Annotated in this window: 17 protein-coding genes; 6 read left to right on the forward strand and 11 right to left on the reverse strand. The window is 43.4% G+C overall.

The annotated features are described in order from the left end of the window. Window positions 1–13 precede the first annotated feature (13 nt). Window positions 14–1468 (forward strand): pyruvate kinase, encoded by a 1455-nt coding sequence (gene pyk, locus EE116_RS10000; RefSeq protein WP_122874479.1) that lies wholly within the window; start codon window positions 14–16, stop codon window positions 1466–1468. Here the strand turns inward: pyk and EE116_RS10005 are convergent. The 9 genes from EE116_RS10005 to gatC are packed head-to-tail and all read right to left on the reverse strand — an operon-like array spanning window position 1444 to window position 8957. Continuing rightward, window positions 1444–2259, reverse strand: coding sequence for a shikimate dehydrogenase (locus tag EE116_RS10005; RefSeq protein WP_122874292.1), 816 nt, complete (start codon window positions 2257–2259; stop codon window positions 1444–1446). The genes pyk and EE116_RS10005 overlap by 25 nt on opposite strands. Beyond that, a complete protein-coding gene (locus EE116_RS10010) occupies window positions 2256–3182 on the reverse strand; it encodes an SPOR domain-containing protein (RefSeq protein ID WP_122874293.1) in 927 nt (308 codons plus the stop codon). The genes EE116_RS10005 and EE116_RS10010 overlap by 4 nt, the downstream gene beginning before the upstream one ends. Before the next feature lie 9 nt (window positions 3183–3191). Beyond that, a complete protein-coding gene (locus EE116_RS10015) occupies window positions 3192–3734 on the reverse strand; it encodes a DUF1882 domain-containing protein (protein ID WP_122874294.1) in 543 nt (180 codons plus the stop codon). Next, window positions 3734–4978 (reverse strand): serine hydroxymethyltransferase, encoded by a 1245-nt coding sequence (locus EE116_RS10020; RefSeq protein WP_122874295.1) that lies wholly within the window; start codon window positions 4976–4978, stop codon window positions 3734–3736. Before EE116_RS10020 ends, EE116_RS10015 begins: the two co-directional genes overlap by 1 nt. Continuing rightward, window positions 4978–6480 carry a lysine--tRNA ligase gene (lysS, locus tag EE116_RS10025; RefSeq protein ID WP_241091699.1) on the reverse strand — a complete coding sequence of 501 codons (1503 nt, stop codon included), beginning with the start codon at window positions 6478–6480 and terminating at the stop codon, window positions 4978–4980. The genes EE116_RS10020 and lysS overlap by 1 nt, the downstream gene beginning before the upstream one ends. Beyond that, window positions 6480–6953, reverse strand: a complete 474-nt coding sequence (locus EE116_RS10030) for a Fur family transcriptional regulator (RefSeq protein WP_206159267.1) — start codon at window positions 6951–6953, stop codon at window positions 6480–6482. The genes lysS and EE116_RS10030 overlap by 1 nt, the downstream gene beginning before the upstream one ends. Then, window positions 6950–7543: a CvpA family protein gene (locus EE116_RS10035; protein WP_122874298.1), complete on the reverse strand. Its 594-nt coding sequence runs from the start codon at window positions 7541–7543 to the stop codon at window positions 6950–6952. The genes EE116_RS10030 and EE116_RS10035 overlap by 4 nt, the downstream gene beginning before the upstream one ends. Then, window positions 7543–8658: a type IV pilus twitching motility protein PilT gene (locus tag EE116_RS10040; RefSeq protein ID WP_206159250.1), complete on the reverse strand. Its 1116-nt coding sequence runs from the start codon at window positions 8656–8658 to the stop codon at window positions 7543–7545. The genes EE116_RS10035 and EE116_RS10040 overlap by 1 nt, the downstream gene beginning before the upstream one ends. An 11-nt stretch (window positions 8659–8669) precedes the next feature. Beyond that, window positions 8670–8957 (reverse strand): Asp-tRNA(Asn)/Glu-tRNA(Gln) amidotransferase subunit GatC, encoded by a 288-nt coding sequence (gene gatC, locus EE116_RS10045; protein WP_122874299.1) that lies wholly within the window; start codon window positions 8955–8957, stop codon window positions 8670–8672. Between the two features lie 123 nt (window positions 8958–9080). On the opposite strand from gatC, the gene EE116_RS10050 reads away from it, so the two are divergent. From EE116_RS10050 to hisG, 5 genes are read left to right on the forward strand one after another with little or no spacing between them, the layout of a single operon-like run. Next, entirely contained in the window at window positions 9081–9647 is a 567-nt protein-coding gene (locus EE116_RS10050; RefSeq protein ID WP_122874300.1) for a hypothetical protein, read from the forward strand. After that, a complete protein-coding gene (locus tag EE116_RS10055) occupies window positions 9644–10654 on the forward strand; it encodes a PQQ-binding-like beta-propeller repeat protein (RefSeq protein ID WP_122874301.1) in 1011 nt (336 codons plus the stop codon). Before EE116_RS10050 ends, EE116_RS10055 begins: the two co-directional genes overlap by 4 nt. Further along, window positions 10651–10983, forward strand: coding sequence for a hypothetical protein (locus EE116_RS10060; RefSeq protein ID WP_122874302.1), 333 nt, complete (start codon window positions 10651–10653; stop codon window positions 10981–10983). Before EE116_RS10055 ends, EE116_RS10060 begins: the two co-directional genes overlap by 4 nt. Beyond that, on the forward strand, window positions 10970–11599 hold the full coding sequence (locus tag EE116_RS10065) for a type III pantothenate kinase (RefSeq protein WP_122874303.1): 630 nt from the start codon (window positions 10970–10972) through the stop codon (window positions 11597–11599). The genes EE116_RS10060 and EE116_RS10065 overlap by 14 nt, the downstream gene beginning before the upstream one ends. Further along, window positions 11593–12201, forward strand: coding sequence for an ATP phosphoribosyltransferase (hisG, locus tag EE116_RS10070; RefSeq protein WP_122874304.1), 609 nt, complete (start codon window positions 11593–11595; stop codon window positions 12199–12201). The genes EE116_RS10065 and hisG overlap by 7 nt, the downstream gene beginning before the upstream one ends. A gap of 623 nt (window positions 12202–12824) precedes the next feature. On the opposite strand, the gene EE116_RS10075 is transcribed toward hisG, so the two are convergent. Together EE116_RS10075 and EE116_RS10080 are read right to left on the reverse strand one after the other, a co-directional pair. Continuing rightward, complete coding sequence (locus EE116_RS10075; RefSeq protein WP_122874305.1) at window positions 12825–14750, reverse strand: EAL domain-containing protein; 1926 nt, start codon at window positions 14748–14750, stop codon at window positions 12825–12827. Window positions 14751–14818: 68 nt separating this feature from the next. Next, entirely contained in the window at window positions 14819–15412 is a 594-nt protein-coding gene (locus EE116_RS10080) for a LysE family transporter (RefSeq protein WP_122874306.1), read from the reverse strand. Window positions 15413–15820: the final 408 nt, after the last annotated feature.

Below are 15820 nucleotides of genomic sequence, written 5' to 3' on the forward strand. Positions count from 1 at the left end.
AAAAGGGGTATCCATGAATAAAAAAACCAAAATCCTAGCCACGGTCGGACCGGCCAGCGAATCCATAGAAGTTATGGAGCAATTAGTTTTAGCCGGAGTCAATGCTTTTAGGCTAAATTTCAGCCACGGCACGCACGAATACCACAAATCAAATATCGATAAAATCAGGCAAGTAGAGGCAAAGCTCGGGCGCAAAATAGGCATATTTCAGGATATCTGCGGCCCTAAAATAAGAGTCGGCAAACTAGACAGAAGCGAATTTAAACTAAAAGTCGGCGATACGCTAATCTTCGTAAAAGATGAAATAATCGGCGAGCAAATAGACGAAAATCACTATAAGCTTTGCATAAACCAGCCTCAAATTTTAGCCGCGCTAAAAACGGGCGAGTACATATATCTATGCGACGGACAGATCCGCGCTAAGATCATAAACGCAAGCGCCCAAAAAGTAGAAGCCGTGGTGGAAAACGACGGGATACTCCGATCAAACAAGGGCGTAAATTTCCCAAACACCAAGCTAAATATCGAGGTTATAACGCCTAAAGATTTAAAAGATTTGGAATTTGGCGCAAAAAATGGCGTGCATTTCGTCGCGATCTCTTTCGTTCAAAACGCAAACGATATAAAAAAAGCCAGAGATATACTAAAGGGCTTTGGCTCCAGAGCTCAAATTTACGCCAAAATAGAAAAATTTGACGCAGTAGAAAATATCGACGAGATCATTGAGGTTAGCGACGGCGTGATGGTTGCACGCGGCGATCTAGGTATCGAGGTGCCCTACTACAAGGTGCCGACGATCCAAAAACTCATCATCAAAAAAGCAAACGAAGCGGTTAAGCCAGTCATCACGGCTACACAGATGATGCTAAGCATGGCCGAGCACGAAACAGCTACTAGAGCCGAGATCAGCGACGTGGCAAACGCCGTACTAGACGGCACCGACGTAGTCATGTTAAGCGAAGAAAGCGCGGTCGGCATAAACCCCGTAGCCGTCGTAGAAGCGATGAGCAACACCATAATCCAAACGCAGCAAATTTATCCTTTTAACAAATTTGATTTTGACCGCTACGATGATACGGACATGATGGCGTCTAGCACCGCCAGGCTCGCCTCCGCGCTAAAAGTTGACGGCATAATCGCGCTAACCTCATCTGGCGGCTCGGCGGCGAAACTAGCCAGATACCGCACCGATATAGATATCATCGCTATAACGCACAACGAGCAGGCTGCGTATAGGCTGACTCTTTGCTGGGGTATAACGGCAGCGTTCGTGATAGAAAAAGAAGAAAGGCTGCACACGCTCATGGCCAAATCGATCAAAGCCGCAGTCGAAAAAGGCTACATAAAAGACGACAAAAGCTATATTATGACTGCTGGATATCCGACGGGAGTGGCGGGCAGTTCGGACCTGATCAGGATTTTAAGAAAAGCTCAGATAGATTATTATCTAGAAGAAGCCGATAAATAGAGGGCTTTTCGCATCGAGGCCTCGATTTTAGCCTCGTCAAGCAAGCCCTCGAAAAATAAATTTAACGCCTTTACCGCCTGAAAAAGTAGCATCTCTGAGCCGTCCTTATGCGTGAGCCCGCTAGCGGCAGCTAAATTTAAAAAAGGCGTTTTTTTGCCATAAATCACGTCAAAGGCAAATTTAGCTTCGTCCAAAATCGGGCGCAAAATCTCGATTGGTGCGGGCAAATTTTCGTCTTTTAACCCCGCCGAGGTCGTATTTACGACGAGATCAAATTTGCCGTCATTAAATTTGGCAAAATTTGCCCAGCTAAATTTTTCAAATTCAGTAAAATTTGCCAGCCTCTCCTCGCTTCTATTTAGCACGCAAACTCGCACGCCGCGGCTTTTTAGCGCATATGCGACCGCTCTAGCCGTCCCGCCGGCACCCAAAATCAGAGTTGAATTTATCTGCCCAAAATATTCTATCGCTCGTAAAAACCCGGGCGCGTCAGTGTTGTAGCCGTAAATTTTATCGCTGCGAGATACGAGAGTATTTACAGAGCCGATTTTAGCAGCCGTTTCGTCTGGGGCGTCGCACTGCGCGAGCGCGGCTTCTTTGTGAGGTACAGTGACGTTTGCGCCGCTTAATTTTAGTTCTTTAAATTTGGAGATGAGTTGCGAGCCGTCCGCTAACTCGTAGCGAGTATAGAGGGCTTCGCGAGATAGACCGAGCTCGCCGAGAGCTAGGTTATGTAGCCTCGGCGAAACGGAGTGAGATATAGGGTTGCCAAAAACGGCAAAAACCATCATTTTATATTTACGATAAAGGCGTTTGGAGCGGCGCTTTGCTTGATTTTAGCAAGCTCGCTTTTTAGCTGCTCGCCGCTATAAGGGCCGACTAGCACTTTGATGATTTCGTTACCGTTTACGTTCGTCCTATATAGCTTATATGCGTATCCTGCGGCTTTTAACTTGCCAAGCTCCGGCGCTTTTTCATTAAAGTGCTTAACGGCGAAAACTTGCACGTAGCTACCACTGTGAGCATCGCCGCCGTTAGCTGCAGGAGCTTGTTTGGCCGGCTTTTGTTTTGCTTGCTTTTCTTTAGCCGCATCGTTTTTAGGCTGTTTTGCAGGTTTTTCTTGTTTAGGCTCTTTTTGTTTTACTACGTTTACGTGCTGCTTAGGCTCGGCTTTTGGCTCGCTTGATTGAGCATTTGGCGTATCGTTTTGTTTTAAAGCGCCCTGTATAGTAGAAGGCTCGGTCGGCGCAGAAGCTGCCGCGCCTGCATCTTGCTGTCTTTTATCCTCTTTTTCCTTGAGCGCTTTTACCATATCCTCAAAGCTATCTTGGCCTTTGTTTTCAGGTACGATAGGCACCTGCTCAAAGGCAGGATTAGGCTGCTGCGCCTGAGGCTCGGACGGAGGAGGCGGAGCGACTGGAGGGACGTTAGTTTGCGCTACTTGCGGCGCAGGCTCGTTAGGCGGCGTAGCAGGCACGCTCACTTGCTGAGGGATACTTCGCGTATTGTCTGGCTCAGGCGGCAAAACCAGCCTAGAGTCCGTTTGCGCAATCTGATCGTTTGTTTCGGAGGAATTTAAAAATTTCATCACGATGAGAACAGCTAAAAAGATAATGACAAAAACAGCGACGAGGATGAGGATCCTCTTGACGTTTTTGCTCTTTTTATCTTCGTTGTTATCAAGCATAATGTCTCTTAGCTCGTTATACTCCATTTTTTCTCCTTACATATGTTTTGACCAGCTTGCGCCGCGCTCTTTTTGATAGACCTTATACGGCAACGTCAAGATATTAAATTCTTTCGGTAGCTCCATCGTCGGAAACACTCTCCACTCTTTAACCAAACGCGAACTAAGCAGCATAGATAGCTTATTTGCGATCTGGTAGCCCTCATTTAGCGTCGTGTGACCTTTGTGTATATAAAGGTGCAAGTGCCCCGGCGTCTTGCTCTCGTAGGCGGTAAAATTTATAAACCCCTCCTCGCGGAGCAAAAGTTGAGCTCGGTGCCAAAAGCGCTCAGGCATCCTACCGTTGTAATCAAAGACGATATTTTCGACCTTGTCGCCAGGCAGTATCAGCGAGTGCGCGACCGTGATCTTGCCCTCGTCGTGATCTTTTATTACCTGATAACTTAGAGGCTCGTTTATGAGCTCAAATTTATTAAAAAACGTCCGCCCTTTGTACTCGATCTTGCTTACGATGCTGTCGCGCTTGATCCAGTAGTGGCTCGTGTTCATTTTTATTAGCGCGGTGTCTATGCTCTGCATTAATAAGTCGCCCTATCGTAGATGATAAATTTGCTCGCAAGCTCTTTTAGTTCGGCTTTTACCTTGCTTTGAAGCGCTGCGTTATTGATATCGCTTAGTACGTCGGCGATTTTATTTGCTATGATCTCAAATTCCGCCTCTTTCATACCGCGAGCCGTAAGGGCCGGACTCCCGATACGGATACCGCTTGTAACGAACGGGCTTCTAGTTTCGCCAGGAACCGTATTTTTATTTACCGTTATGCCCGCATTGCCAAGAGCTATGTCAGCGTCTTTACCGCTAAATTCGCGGTTTAAAAAGCTCATCAAAACCAGGTGATTATCCGTGCCGCCGCTAACTAGATCAAAGCCGCGTTTTACTAAAATTTCGGCTAGCTTTTTGATATTTGCTTTGACTTGTTTAGCGTAAATTTTCCACTCAGGACTTAGGTTGTGTTTAAAGCCTACCGCCTTTGCGGCGATAACGTGAACGAGCGGTCCGCCCTGAATGCCAGGGAAAATAGACGAATTTATCTTTTTAGCGTACTCTTCGTTGTTTGTCATAATGATACCGCCTCGAGGTCCGCGAAGCGTCTTGTGAGTAGTCGAGCTCACTACGTCGCAGTGCGGAAACGGACTCTGATGTTCGCCAGCTACGACTAGACCGGCGATGTGCGCTACATCTGCAAAGAGTATAGCGCCTACCGCGTCAGCGATCTCGCGGAATTTCTTAAATTCGATCTCTCGCGTATATGCGCTTGCCCCGCACACGATCATCTTTGGCTTTACGATTTGCGCGATTTCCATCACCCTATCGTAGTTTATGCGTCCGTCAAGCTCGACGCCGTAAAAGAAACTCTCATATATCTTGCCAGAGCTGCTTACTTTTGCGCCGTGAGTTAGGTGTCCGCCGTGGCTTAGATCCATGCCTAAAATTTTATCGCCCGGATTTAAAAGCGCGCCGTAAACGCCCTGGTTCGCCTGCGAGCCCGAGTTTGGCTGTACGTTTGCAAATTCACAACCAAAAAGCTCTTTGCAGCGATCGATCGCTAGCTGCTCGATCTGATCGACGTATTCGCAGCCGCCGTAGTAGCGCTTGCCGGGATAGCCTTCTGCGTATTTGTTGGTTAGAACCGAGCCCATTACCTCCATTACTTCAGGGTAGGTAAAATTTTCGCTCGCGATCATTTCAAGGTGGTCGCATTGGCGTTTTAGTTCTAAATTTACTAAATCAAAAATTTCTTTATCGTAACTTTGCAAACTCATTAATTCTCCTTAGTTTCGTTTTTTTGCGGTCTCATCGCAGGGAAAAGCACCACGTCGCGGATGGACTTTTTATTGGTCAGTAGCATCACGAGCCTATCTATACCGATACCCTGTCCGGCAGTCGGAGGCATCGCGTAGCCAAGTGCTCGCACATAGTCTTCATCCATCTCATGAGCTTCGTCGTCGCCGGCGTTTTTGGCTTCGATCTGCGAAGCGAAGCGGCCATATTGATCAATCGGATCATTTAACTCGTTAAAGCCGTTTGCTAGTTCGCGTCCTGCGATAAACAGCTCAAATCTCTCCGCGATATCAGGATTTGCATCGCTTCTGCGTGAAAGCGGACTGATCGAAATCGGATAGTCTATGATAAAAGTCGGATCGGTTAGCTTGCTTTCTACATAGTTATCGAAAAGCTCGGCTTGTAAATGGCCCAAATCAAGCTTAGCGTTTGCCTCAAAGCCGTCAGCCTTGAGTTTAGCTAAAATTTTATCCTTATCGCCGATGATCGCCTCATCTAGGCTGCCGATTTCCACGAGCGCTTTTTTGTAGCTTATGCGCTTAAACGGCTTGCTAAAATCAATCTGCATACCGTCAAATTCGATTATTTTAGGCATATCGAGTTTATCAAGAAGTACATTAAATAGCTCCTCGGTTAGTCCCATCAAATCGTGATAAGTGTGCCACGCCCAGTAAAACTCGATGCTTGTAAATTCAGGATTATGCGTTAAGTCCATACCCTCGTTGCGGAAATTCCTATTCATCTCATAAACAGCATCAAAACCGCCCACGATGAGACGCTTTAGATAAAGCTCGGGCGCGATGCGCAAAAATCTCTCGACGCCAAGTGCGTTGTGAAACGTAACGAAAGGCTTAGCGTTAGCTCCGCCAGGTATCGGGTGCATCATAGGAGTCTCGACTTCCAAAAAGCCCTTGTCCTCGAAAAATCTGCGAATCGTACTAACTATAACAGAGCGGCGCTTAAAATCAGCCCTAACCTCGGGGTTCATTATCATATCTAGGTATCTTTGGCGATATCTAGTCTCTATATCCGTTAGTCCGTGGAATTTCTCCGGAAGCGGCGAAATAGCCTTTGATGCCAAAGTTAGCTCGCTAACGTGCATCGAAAATTCGCCCGTTCGCGTGACGAAGGCATATCCGCGTACATATATGATGTCGCCTACTTCGATATTTTTCTTTACGACCTTAAACCAGTCTGGATCAAGAGTTTTATTGCTAAAGTAAATTTGAAGATTGCCATCCTCATCCTCGATGTTGGCAAATATCGCCTTGCCCGCATCCCTGATAAGCTTAACGCGTCCGGCAAGGCTTACTAGCTGACCTTCAGCGCTCTTTTCTTCGGTGTCTATAATGTGTTTAAATTTAAGTCTAAATTTAGTTATATCCATATCGCGGCGTAAAAAATGCGGATAGGGATTTACGCCCGCGCTTCTTAGTTCGTTTGCCGTCTCTAATCTTTGCATTTCTAATTGATTTTCAAATATCACTTGCCACCCTTTGCCTCTTTGGCGGCGCACTCTTTGCACACTCCGTAAAGCTGCATCATGTGCCCCGTTAGCTTAAAGCCGTGCTCTTTTGCGATGTTTGCTTGTCTTTTTTCTATGGTTGCGTCTTCAAATTCTATGATGGTTCCGCATCTGCGGCATATCATGTGATCATGGTGAGGCTTGGTTGCAAGCTCGAATTTTTTACCTTGTGAGCCAAAGCTGATAGAGGTTACCATCTCGGCCTCTTCGAGCAAATTTAACGTCCTATAAACGGTTGCTATACCGACGTTTAGGTCGGGATAGGTCTCTTTAATGAAAAAATAAAGTCTCTCCGGAGTGAAGTGCTCGTCGTTGTTGTAGAGCGTTTTTAGTAGAACTTCTCGCTGTTGCGTGTATTTTAGGCCATTGTCTCTCAAAATTTTTTTAAATTTATCAAGAAGCGCGTCGTATTCTAAATTCTCAATCATTATTTGTACTCCTTAATCGTCGAATTTATCTCCAAATTTGGTCTTTGCTCCTGCATAGATGCATCAAACGGCGTTTCGATATTTCCCACGCCGCCTGATATGCCTTTTACGTTAACATTCATTATCCATTTGCCGGTATCCAGCAAAATCGGATACAGTTTACTTCCCCTGAAATACGGCTCTATTTTGTTGTTTAAAACTTGAATATTTGAAATAGTCACTATCAAAACCGCAAAAACTAGGAAAATTTTAGCGCTTCCGATGACAAATCCGCCCATTTTATCCAAAAATCCAAGTCCGCTTAACCCTACTAATCTCGATAAAAATGCGCCGATACCCAAGCAAAGTATCCAGAATACGATAAGCGTCGTTAAAAATCCAGCAAAAAACAGAATAGAATCGCCCTCTATTTTATAAACATTATCGCTTATTATATGACCGACTCTAATACCGAATCTACTAGCCACCACGATACCGCCAATTAGACCGATGAGGCCAAATATTTCCTTTATCAGTCCGCTTATCACGCCTTTTATACCCAGTATCAAAACCAATGAAACGACGACTACGTCAAATAGAGTAACAAAATCCATTACATACCTAACAATGGCGCGAGTTCTTGCTGATTGGTTGAATATCTCATCGCCATTTCTTTCGTGATTTGATTTGCTCTAATAGCTTTCATTAAGGACTGCGTTTGCGTCATCATGCCGGTTACTTGTTGGTTTAGCTGCATTTGGGAGTAAATTTGATGCACCTTGTTTTCTCGAATAAGGTTTGCGATAGCATTATTGTTAATTAGTATTTCGTGTATAGCAAGTCGTCCGCTGCCTATTTTTGGAAGTAAGCTTTGCGATATAACCGCAGTTAACGAAACCGAGAGCATATTTCGCACCTGAAGCTGCTCGCCACCCTCAAAGCTATCTATGATACGGTTGATAGTCTGAATAGCCGAGTTTGTGTGCAGCGTGCCAAATACCAAGTGGCCAGTCTCTGCTGCCGTAATAGCGGTAGATATCGTTTCTCTGTCTCGAAGCTCGCCCACCAAAATAATATCAGGGTCTTCACGAAGCGCGCTTTTGAGCGCCTTGGCATAAGACTTGGTATCCACGCCGACGTTTCTATGAGAAAAAAGACCTTTTTTATTCGTGTGCACGAACTCGACAGGATCTTCTACAGTAATAATATGCTTTCTTTCGTTTAAATTTATCTCGTTTAGCATCGCGGCAAGCGTCGTCGATTTACCGCTACCCGTAGGTCCGGTGACCAAAATTAGTCCCTTTTCGCGCTTTACCACTTCTTTAAAAATAGCAGGCGCTCTAAGGTCGTCAAGAGACGGAATATCTGTCGGAATAATACGAAATGCGGCAGCCAAATCGCCATTCATAGTATAGTAATAGTTTCCTCTAAAACGTCCAACGCCGGGAAGCTCTATTGCGAAGTCAAGCTCCCTATTTTCCTCGAGATCGCTTTTTTGCACGTCGGTTATGAGCGCATAGCAGATATCTTGTATATCGTGCCCTTTTAGCACGCCGAGCTCAAGCGGCCTCAAGGTTCCGTCTATTCTGATCTGCGGCTCGCTTCTTGCAACAAGGTGCAAGTCACTGGCCTTATTGTGGACGACCGTTTTTAATAACGTCTCCAAGCTTACGTCTATCTTCTTGGGCTCTAAACTATCATTTTGAGTTTCTTGCCTTATTTGCTCCATATAAAATTTCCTTATTCTATAATTTTCGGCACGACAAAGAAGTGTTCGCTACTCATTGGAGCGTTTTTAAGTATAGTTTCTATCACGTCAGAGCTCACACTTACGTCTTCTCTTAGCGGAGTTCCGCCCTCTCTAGAGCTTACTACCGCTTGAGAAGCGCTTAGATCAAGCTCGTCTAGTATTCCCGCGAAGCTCAAAATTTCACTAAGCTGACCTTCGATTTCCCTTCGCTTGCCACTCTCGACTTTGAGCGAACTAAGCTTTTCGAGTTTGGTTAATAAAGTATCGTCTATCTGCATAAAACCTCGTCAAATTTTTAAAATTTTCCGCATTATAACACAATTTGCCTTGATTTTTATGCTGTTTTATATTTATTATGCTACAATTACGAACTTTCAATAACTAAAATTTAAGGAACAAACTTGGCCATCAAAGATGATATTGATTCTATAAAGGAAGAGTTAAATACTCAAGAACAATTTTTAGAAAACATAATCAAAAGCGAAAGATTTTTTAAAAAATATAAAAAAATTATCATCGGTGCGCTCGCTTTAGGCGTCATCGGTGCGGCGGGATACTATATAAACGGCGCTTTGAAAGAAAAAGAGTTTAAAGCCGCAAACGCCGCATATGCAAAACTGATACTTAATCCAAAAGACGAGCAGGCAAAAGCCGAACTAAAACAAAAAGACGCCTCGCTTTACGCGCTTTACGAGTTTAAAAGAGCGGTTGATAACAACGACACAAACGCGCTAAAGTCGCTAGCAAACGAGCAAATAGATCCGCTTTTAAAAGATATCGTAAAATCCCAGATAAACGAGCCTAGCGGTCAAATTTTGACTTCATACAAGGCCGTTGTTAGAGGGTATGAGCTAATGAAAGAAAATAAAATCGACGAAGCAAAAAACGAATTTAAAAAGGTTCCTTTAAATTCTCAGCTTCAATCCATCGTCAAAAATTTAGAACACTATCAAGGAAATGCAAAATGAGAAAATTTCAAGCTATTTTAGCGGCTGCACTCTGCGTCACGGTACTCGGCGGATGCAGTACAAAAAGGCAGTATTTCGAGCCGACCGACGTGCAAAATGAAAAAATTTCAGAAAACAGGCTACCGGCTAGCATCGCAACGGCGAGCATAAACGGAGCGGTACTAAAAAACGGTATGGCGATAACTAAAAACGGTTTACTAGCGCCTGAAACAAAGCTGACAAAAGGTGCTACTTTGTTAAATTACGGCGACGATAAAATTATAAGCTCTGATTTGGACGGAAATTTGATCGTTGCAAACAGCTCAAACGAAATTTTATTTCAAAGAAGCTTCAATGAAGCAATCGTTTCAGCCGCTCTAGAAGATAATAAACTAGCCCTTTTAAGCGCGGGCAATGTCATATATCTCATCGACATTGCAACAAACGATACTTTGCTAGAGTTTGAAAGCTCAAACGTCTATGCCCAGGACTCTCGCGTCGCTGCGCCGTTATTTATGAGCTCGCTCGTTATATTTCCTACGCTTGACGGAAAGATCATGATCGCGGATAAAAACCAAGGCCGAATTTTACGTGACGTGGTTGTGAGTAGTGAGCAGTTTTTTAACAACATCATCTCGCTCAACGTCGTAAACGACACGATGATAGCTGCCACCGGCAAACGTATCGTCTCGATAAATCCCGAAAAAACGGTTTATTATAACGGCGAGATCAAAGACATCGTCATAAACGGCGAATATATATATATCTTGCTAAAAGACGGCAAAATCGTACTTAGCGACCTAAATTTGAAACAAATCAAAGACGCATATTTTAAATTCGCCATCTTTTCAAGCGCCACCGTCTATAACGGCTCGCTTTATATAATGGAAAAAACGGGCTATCTCATCAAGACTGATCTAGCGCTCGACAACGCCAAAATTTACGAGCTTTCAGACGAGGTCGAGAGCCAAATTTTCGCCGGCGCGAAAGAATTTTACTACGACGATTACAGTTTAGAGCTTAAATGACGAAACAAGAAATTTATCAAGTTCTGGAAGCCAAAAAGATTATCTTAAAAAATCTTAGCTGGGTCGAGCTTGATAAATTTACTAAAAAAAAGACCCTTGTCGCGCTCACGGGCGTTGATATGAAGGGCTTTTATACGCTTTTGTTTTTTCGCAGCGCAAAGGCTAGATTTTTAAGCAAAGAGTTTGAAACTATCAACGAAATAGCCGGCAAAATCGCCGAGCAAACAGGCGTAAATTTTAAGAAAAAAGCTATTTTTTATAGCTCTGATATCTGCTCAAAAACTGCAAATTTAATGAAAGAAAACGGCTACAAACATGACTCTATGTGACGTAGGCAATACTAACGCCACCTTTTTTGAAAACGGTAAAATCACCAAAATCAGGATTGAAAATTTTAAATATTTTAGAAGCGATGAGAAGATTTATTTTATCAGCGTAAACGACGAAGTAACCAAAAGGTTGCAAAATTCGCCCAGATTCGTAAATTTGGAGCCCTATTTTGAACTAGATACTATCTATAAAGGCCTTGGTATCGACCGTGCGGCTAGCTGTTATGCCGTAAAAAACGGTCTTATTGTCGATGCAGGTAGCGCCGTAACCATAGACGTTATGATGGACTCTATGCACCTTGGCGGCGCGATAGTGCCTGGCATTTCGCACATCCTAAAAGCTTGCGAAGCAATTTCGCCTAGGCTAAAAATCTCGCTAAATTCGCAGATCGACCTCGACGCGCTCCCGCAAAAAACAACCGACGCGGTAAGCTACGGAGTCATAAAGCCAATCCTGCTTCTAATCGAAAATATGGCAAACGGCTCGAAAATCTACTTCACGGGCGGCGACGGCGAGTTTTTATCGCGCTTTTTTACCACGAGTATCTACGACCGCATGCTCGTATTTCGCGGGATGCAAAAACTAATCGAACAAAAAAAGGACATTTTATGCTAACGGTTGCTTTGCCAAAAGGCCGCATCGCCGACGAAACTCTTGCTATTTTTAGGAAAATTTTTCAAAGCTCGTTTGAGTTTGAGGACAGAAAACTGCTGATGAGCGAGGGCGATTTTAAATTTCTAATGGTTCGCAACCAAGACATCCCGACCTACGTCGTAAACGGCGCTGCAGATATCGGCGTGGTGGGCCTTGACGTACTTGAAGAGCACCGTCCAGACGTCGTGCGCCTACTTGATCTAAAGATCGGTAAATGCCGCGTTTGTGTGGGTATCAAGGATGGCGAGGAGCTAAATTTAAACGCTCCAGAGCTAAAGATCGCCACTAAAATGCCGCACATTTCGCGCAACTATTTTGCCGCAAAAGCCACCGCGCTAAAGATCATCAAGCTCTACGGCTCGATCGAGCTAGCGCCGCTGGTTGGACTAGCCGACGCTATCGTGGATGTCGTGGAAACGGGCACTACGATGAAGCAAAACGGACTCAGAGTCGCCGAGACCATCATGCACAGCTCCGCTCACCTAATCGCAAATAAAAATAGCTTTATCATCAAAAAAGACGAAATTTTATCGCTTTACGAAAAAATCAAAGCGCAAATTTAAGCTAAATTTGTAAGTCGAATTAACCTGCGTCTTTACGATGCAGGTCGCTAAATTTAGCTTTTTTATTTCTGCAAAAATATCTTGAAATTTGATAGTTTATAATCACAATACTCGGCGATCAATCTTGATAAAATTTAAACCATACAAAGCTCGCAAGCCAAACTACAAAAACCAAATGTACTTATTTTTGGGCGCATGGACAAATCTTATCCTTGCGCGATATAATGCTTTTTCGTAATCAAACAGGAAGCGCCAAAACCCAATAAAAATTAAAGTCAAATTTGACGCCGATGTCGCAAAAACAAAAGTCTAAACCAAACTTAGTACAAACACAAGAAGGCAATTGATCCATAAATAATTACAAAAGTTAATGAAGCAGGCCCTAAAGCGTGTCAAGTGCATAAATTCGGCAATTATCTCAACGAGATTTCATTTTATAAAGCTTTAATTGGTAGTTTATTTACAAAAACCGGTCCGCTTTAAAATTTCCGCAAGAGACATTATTGTTTTTATTAAAAGTTAAAATGATATAAAAATCGGCGATAATTCATCAAAAAATCAAGGCTAATTTACAAGACGGCAAAAGATTAAAGCCTCCGACAAAATAGCGTCGCAGTTAAATTTTAATCCTCATAAAGGCTATCTCTAGGCTCGCCCAGATAAAAGCCCTGAAACTCGTCCACGCCAAGCTCTACGCATGCATCAAACACCTCTTTTGAGCGGACAAATTCGGCTATTACCGTGATGTCGAGCTTTTTAGCAAAGGCGATGATGGCGCCTGCTATAGCGCGAGAGTCCTCGCTCGTGTCGATATTTTTTATGATGGAGCCGTCGATTTTTATGTAATCGGGCTTTAGTTTTAGGATGTAAGAGAAGTTACTATAGCCAGAGCCAAAGTCGTCTATCGCTATCTTTACGCCCATCCTGCGCACGCGCTCGATAAATGTTCCTATACGCTCGATATTTTCGACGTTTTCATCCTCTAGTATTTCAAATATCACGCGTCCGGCAACTTTGTATTTATTTAATTTTTCGATGATAAACACGCTTACGTCGCCGTCGGTCATATCGCGCCCGGATAAATTTACAGAGATTACGGCGTCGGGCCTATCGGCGATTAGTTTAAAGCTTTTTTCGATCAACATTTTTTCGATATCTGTATAGCGTTTGATGCGCTTTGAAACCTCCAAAAAGACGCTTGGAGATATGATTTCGTTACTGTTTTGGATGTGGATTAGAGTTTCGTGCTTTACGATTTGCTTTTCTTTATTAAATATCGGTTGATAAAACGGCACGATCCTATCATTTATGATAGCGTTTCGTATCATATTTGAGCGAGTGATTTGCTCGGCGTATTGCGGCGTATCGTCGATGTTTTTAAAGTAGCAAAAATAGTCCTTTCCGCTTTGTTTAGCAAACTCAAGCGCCACCATCGCCTTTTTAAACGTATCGGTCTCATCAAGCGCAAAGCCCACCGTGCAGTGTATCTCTATCTCGCTTTGCTCGCCGTCAAGTGCGGCGATATCGACGACTAGGCCTTTAATGTTATCTAAAAGTTCGGTCGCTAGATCTTCGTACCTATCGATAAAAAACGCTGCATCCTCGATAAACGCAAACTGATCCGGCCCCACTCGGTAAACCGTCATATTATTATCATCTGCGAATTTTTGCGAAATTTGCGTCATGCGTACTAAAATTCTGTCGCAAACTGCAGTACCGAAGTAGTTATTCATTTTTCTAAATTCGTCGATATCCACAATGATGATTTTAGGGCTTTTCATCGCCTCCAGATCACGCTCCAGAGCTGTTTTATTAGGCAAACCCGTAAGAGTGTCTCTGTAAAGCCGCTTTTGCATCTCGGCATTATTGGCTACGAGCTTGGCATTAGTTTTCATTAGGGAGACTTGATTATTTCTTATACTTCTATAAAAAAGCAAATATTGAAAAATACAAATAAGCACCATTACGCTCGTTACGATAAATGTATTTTTCATATTTACGATAAACCACTGCGTAAAAAGCGGATCGTTAAATCCCGAAATTTTAACGCCCTGAACCATATTGTAGCCTATTATCGCGCCGTCTATATTTTTAAAATAGCAAATCTCGGCTTTGTTGTCTGGAATTAGTTTTATACTTTTATAAGCGCCGTTGCGAGCTAGTTGCGCATGCGAATTAGCGTCCATACCGCAAAATTTATATGGCAAATTTTCTCCGATCAAACTTGGCTGTTGCGAACTAGCTAGGATAATGAGTTCGTTTTTTTCGCCTGTTTGCTTTACGATCCACGAAGGGATAGACTTTGCCGCTTCGCTATGTCTTTGAAACTCCTCTACATCGCGCTTTGCCACGTCTTTATAAATCATTTGCAATATGTTCATATAAGACTCTACCTTACTCTGTATATCGACGTTTGAGATATAGTTGGAGGAGTCTTGTAGTTTTTTATAAAATATAAAACCCATAGCCAGACAAGAGCAGATCACTAGTACGGCGATCGGCAGGACGATGAACTGCGTCATCGACTTTTTAAAATCTAAATTTTGCATAAAACTTCTTTAAAAAAATTACTCTCATTTTATCATTATTTACTTAAGTTAATTATAAAAGCTAAATTTTATAAAAATAGTTTATAAAGTAAGAAGAACGCAAACCCCAGCAAAATGACCGCACACACGTAGTTTAGCCATTTCGCGACGTTTTGCGAGATAAATTTGGCGCTTTTATGCACGGCAAACGGCATCGAAACGATCCAGATAAATATCGCCGCGACTAGCCCCGCCACGACCGCGCCCGCGTTTTCAAAACTTTTGGCAAAGCCTGCGATGCTGAGCCAAAATCCGACGGTATATGGATTTGCAAGCGTGACGAAAAAGCCTTTTGCGTAGTTTTTGCTAAATTTTACTTCACCGCCCTGTGCGTCCGCCGTTATAGGCTTGTTTGCATTTTTAAATATAGCATAGGAGATGTAGGCTAGGTAGCAAAATCCAAAAATCCCGATGATTTTTTCCGCCGTTTCGCCCTGCAAATACTCAAGCACGCCAAACGCTAAAAGCAGCAGATACGCCACGTCCGCACTCATAGCGCCAAGCCCGATAGCAAACGCCGACCAAAACGACCTTATCGCCGCGCTCATTATCATCACGTTTACGGGCCCTAGCGGTACCGCCGCGCTAAAACCCAGCAGCAACCCCTGCAAAAACGCGTTCATCTTCGTCCCTTTTGATTTTTGTATTTTGGATTTTATCTAAATTTGAGAGATTTTGGGGTCGTTAAATTTGAACGAAACACGCAAATTTAAATTTAGAATTTGGAAAATTTACTCACCGAGACCCGCACCTTTAAGGCGTCAAATTCGGTTTGGTTAAATTTAGCGTTGCGAGTTTGGCTTCCTTGCGTAAAAAACAACCGTTTGAGGTTATTTTTTACTTTATTGTAAAGGGGGTGGGGGCTTAAATTGCGAAGTCGCTCCCCACCCCCTTTAATTCCCCTCCCCCTACGACGTGAGAAGTTGCTGCGCTATGCGCAGATTTAGATTTGACGCTATCGCGTCGCAAGTTTAATATTTAGCATTTTCGCGGTGCGGGTCTCGGCGAATAAAATTTGTAAATTTGACTTC

This window comes from Campylobacter showae (genome assembly GCF_900573985.1).
GTDB lineage: Bacteria > Campylobacterota > Campylobacteria > Campylobacterales > Campylobacteraceae > Campylobacter_A > Campylobacter_A showae_E.